Annotated in this window: 3 protein-coding genes; 2 read left to right on the top strand and 1 reads right to left on the bottom strand. The window is 64.6% G+C overall.

The window, feature by feature from the left end; genetic code table 11:
- The coding region (locus AC0AP0_RS10855; RefSeq protein ID WP_490430473.1) for a cation-translocating P-type ATPase at nucleotides 1-1,563 on the top strand (1,563 nt) is incomplete at its 5' end.
- 59 nt (nucleotides 1,564-1,622) lie between these two features.
- Nucleotides 1,623-2,051, top strand: coding sequence for a nucleoside deaminase (locus AC0AP0_RS10860; RefSeq protein WP_490430474.1), 429 nt, complete (start codon nucleotides 1,623-1,625; stop codon nucleotides 2,049-2,051).
- A 10-nt stretch (nucleotides 2,052-2,061) separates the two neighbouring features.
- Here the strand turns inward: AC0AP0_RS10860 and AC0AP0_RS10865 are convergent, their stop codons facing one another.
- Nucleotides 2,062-2,889 carry a sulfite exporter TauE/SafE family protein gene (locus tag AC0AP0_RS10865; RefSeq protein ID WP_490430475.1) on the bottom strand — a complete coding sequence of 276 codons (828 nt, stop codon included), beginning with the start codon at nucleotides 2,887-2,889 and terminating at the stop codon, nucleotides 2,062-2,064.
- Between the last annotated feature and the right edge of the window lie 272 nt (nucleotides 2,890-3,161).

The following is a 3,161-nucleotide window of genomic DNA, read 5'->3' on the forward strand; positions in this document are numbered from 1 at the left end:
CAAGGCGGCATCGAATACAGCGGCGACGCGGTCGATATGGCCATGGCCCGCCTGGCCGACCAGACCGGGGCCGTGACTACCGAAGACTTGGACGCTCCTATCGTCATGGAGACCCCTTACGAGCCGGAGCTGCTCCACTCCATGACCATCCGCCGCAGTCCAGACGGCACCTTGACCCAATATGTCAAGGGAGCCCCGGACGCGGTCATGGCCATGAGCCGAACCATGCTGGACCCGGATGGCCAAGTCGTCCCCCTGGACACCCAGGCTGTCCACAAGTCCTACGAAGCCATGGGCTCCCAGGGGTTGCGTGTCATAGGCGTGGCCAGCAGGGTCCTTTCCCCTGATCAGGATCCCGCCTCCCGCCGTCGACCCGACGACCTGACCTTCCTGGGACTTGAGGGCATGCTCGACCCGCCTCGACCCGGCGTGCGCGAGGCCATCGCCGAATGCGCCGGGGCTGGTATCCGCGTGGTCATGATCACCGGCGATCACCCGGTGACCGCAGCCGCCATAGGCCGGCGCCTGGGTCTGGAGCACACCGATCAGGCGCTGACCGGCAGCGAGATGCTGGAGATGAGCGACGAGGTCCTCCGGGCCCGTCTGCGTGAGACCTCCATCGCCGCCCGCGTCTCCCCCCAGGACAAGCTACGCATTGTGGAGGCCCTGCAGGACGAAGGCCATGTGGTGGCTGTGACCGGCGACGGCGTCAATGACGCCCCGGCGCTGAAGGCTGCCTCGGTAGGCATCGCCATGGGCCGTTCCGGCACCGACGTGGCCCGTGAGGCCAGCGATGTGGTCCTGACCGACGACAACTTCGTCACCATCACCCAGGCCGTGCGCCAGGGAAGGGTCATCTTCAAGGCCATCCGCGGGTCCGCCTACTTCCTCCTGTCCACGGCTGCAGCCGCCATGATCGCCGTGGGGGTCAATGTAATCTCCGAGGAGCCCCTGCTCTTCCTGCCCCTGCAGATGCTCTGGATCAACTTCGTGACCAACGGTGTCCAGGACATCGCCCTGGGATTCGAACCTGGCAATGGGGATGAGCTGGAGTCGCCCCCGCGTTCGTCTGGAGAGGGTCTGCTCTCGCGGGTGCTCTGGGAGCGACTTGCCGTCTGCGGGCTCTGGATGGCCACCTGCATCCTGGTCCTCTTCCGCTTGAACATCAACGCGGGAATGGATCTGGCCCACGCCCGGACCATCGCCCTGACTCTGCTGGTTCTCTTCAACTTCTTCGTCGCCATGTCGGCCCGGTCCGAGAACAGGCTGATCTTCCAGCTCAACCCCTTGGACAACATCTTCCTTCTGGTGGCCTCGTTCGTGGCCCTGGGCATCCATGCGGGGGCCATGTATCTTGCTCCGGTTGCGGGCGTTCTGGGCATGGCCCCCTTGAGCGCAAGCCAGTGGCTCATCTGCCTGGGGATTGGACTGACGGTCCTGATTTTCAGCGAAGGCGACAAGATGGTTCGTGCCTTCCTGGCCAAGCGTGGCATCGACACATCGGGGCGGACCAAGGGCCATCTGCACCATGTGCGCCGCCGCATCGCAGGCATGATCAACTGAACTGACCTGTCGGGCTGGACTGCCAGACTGAACCCGTGCAAGAACGGTGGAAGGCGTCCATGGAGGAGGCCCTGCGGCTGGCCGGCCTGGCCGGAGACCGAGGGGACGTGCCCGTGGGCGCCCTGGTCTTGGATACCTCGGACCGGGTCATCGGCCGGGGCTTCAACCAGCGGCAGGCCCTGGGCCGTCCCCTGGCTCATGCCGAGATGGAGGCCATCGGGAAATCCGACGCGGGCTGGGATCTGGCAGGATGCACCATGGTCGTGACCCTGGAACCCTGCCCCATGTGTGCTGGAGCCCTGATGGCCTGCCATTTCAGCAGGGTGGTCTTCGGTGCCTGGGATCCCAAGATGGGTGCCTGCGGATCGGTCTGGGATCTCCCTCGTGATCCGCACACCGGAACGAAGGTCGAGGTGCTGGGTGGTGTGTGCGAACAGGCGTGCGCCGGTATTCTTGCCGACTTCTTCGCCCAACACCGCCAGGACTGAGTCCCGTTTTTCAGTGGTGGTGGTGATTGGCCCTGTACCGCTGGAAGGCCGGGGTAACCTGGAGAGCCGCCCAGATGCAGCGCAAAACAATCAGGCAGAGGTAGGCGGCGAACAAATTGGCACCCATTCGCGCGCTGACACCTGAGGCCGCCCAGGTGCCCACCGGCGTGGTCAGAGCAGCCACGATTCCCAGAAGCAGCCCCTGACCGGCATGGACCAGGTGGTGTCGCAGGTTGGTGAACGTTCCTGACAAGGAACTGGGCAGGATGGCCAGCAGGGAGGTCCCCCTGGCGATCAGGTCGCTGGCGCCCAGCAGGGCCAAGGCCGGCACCGCGATGGCTCCGCCGCCTACGCCCAGCAGCCCTGACAGGGTTCCGATCAGGATGCCGACCAGCAGAATGATCAAGGCCACTGCCGGGCTCAGCTGGATGCTGCTCTCCCTGGAGGGCGTGGACAGCAGCTGCTGGGCAATGACCGCCATCAGGAAGCCCACATAGAGCCATCTGAGTATCACCTCAGGAAGCCGGTCCAGCAGCCAGGTGCCGATCTGTGCCCCAATGACCGTGCCCACGGCCAGCAGCAGGGCGGCCAGCCAGTCCACATGCCCGCCCAGGGCGTAGGATGCCACGCCGGCCAGCGACATGGGGATCATGGAGGCCAGTGAGGTGGCCGAGGCCTGCCGTTGTTGCAGTCCGGTCCACACCAGGGCAGGCACGATGATCGATCCGCCTCCGATGCCGAACATCCCCGACAGGAATCCGCTGATTACGCCCACCAGGACCAGGATGGCCAGGGTCCGCCGGTCCATCTTTCCGGCTCCTCTCTGTTCTTTCTGCATGGGTTCCAGCCTAGGTCGACGTTTTCATCGGGATTGCAGGATGTCCGCGTATGCGGCCAAGTCCTCCAAGGTGCAGAAATCCGGGCATATTCCGGTCCTTATGTCCACCATGCGACCGTTGCCTTGGTTCCCTTCTGCCGTCTCGGCATACTGCTTGGTATCCCCCGGGCCGGTCCCCGGAGGTGCGTCGTCTATTCAAGAGAACAAAGAGGGTGTGTTTCGATGCGTTATACGGTCATCGGTGCCGGAGCCATGGGCTATCGTCTGGGCGT

This window comes from Bifidobacterium sp. POST2/T3 (B1) (assembly GCF_058197115.1).

Bases quoted from the DNA above. Each gene is read 5' to 3' on its own strand.
- AC0AP0_RS10860 (WP_490430474.1), top strand. From the start codon at position 1,623: ATGGAGGAGGCCCTGCGGCTGGCCGGCCTGGCCGGAGACCGAGGGGAC.
- AC0AP0_RS10865 (WP_490430475.1), bottom strand. From the start codon at position 2,889: ATGCAGAAAGAACAGAGAGGAGCCGGAAAGATGGACCGGCGGACCCTG.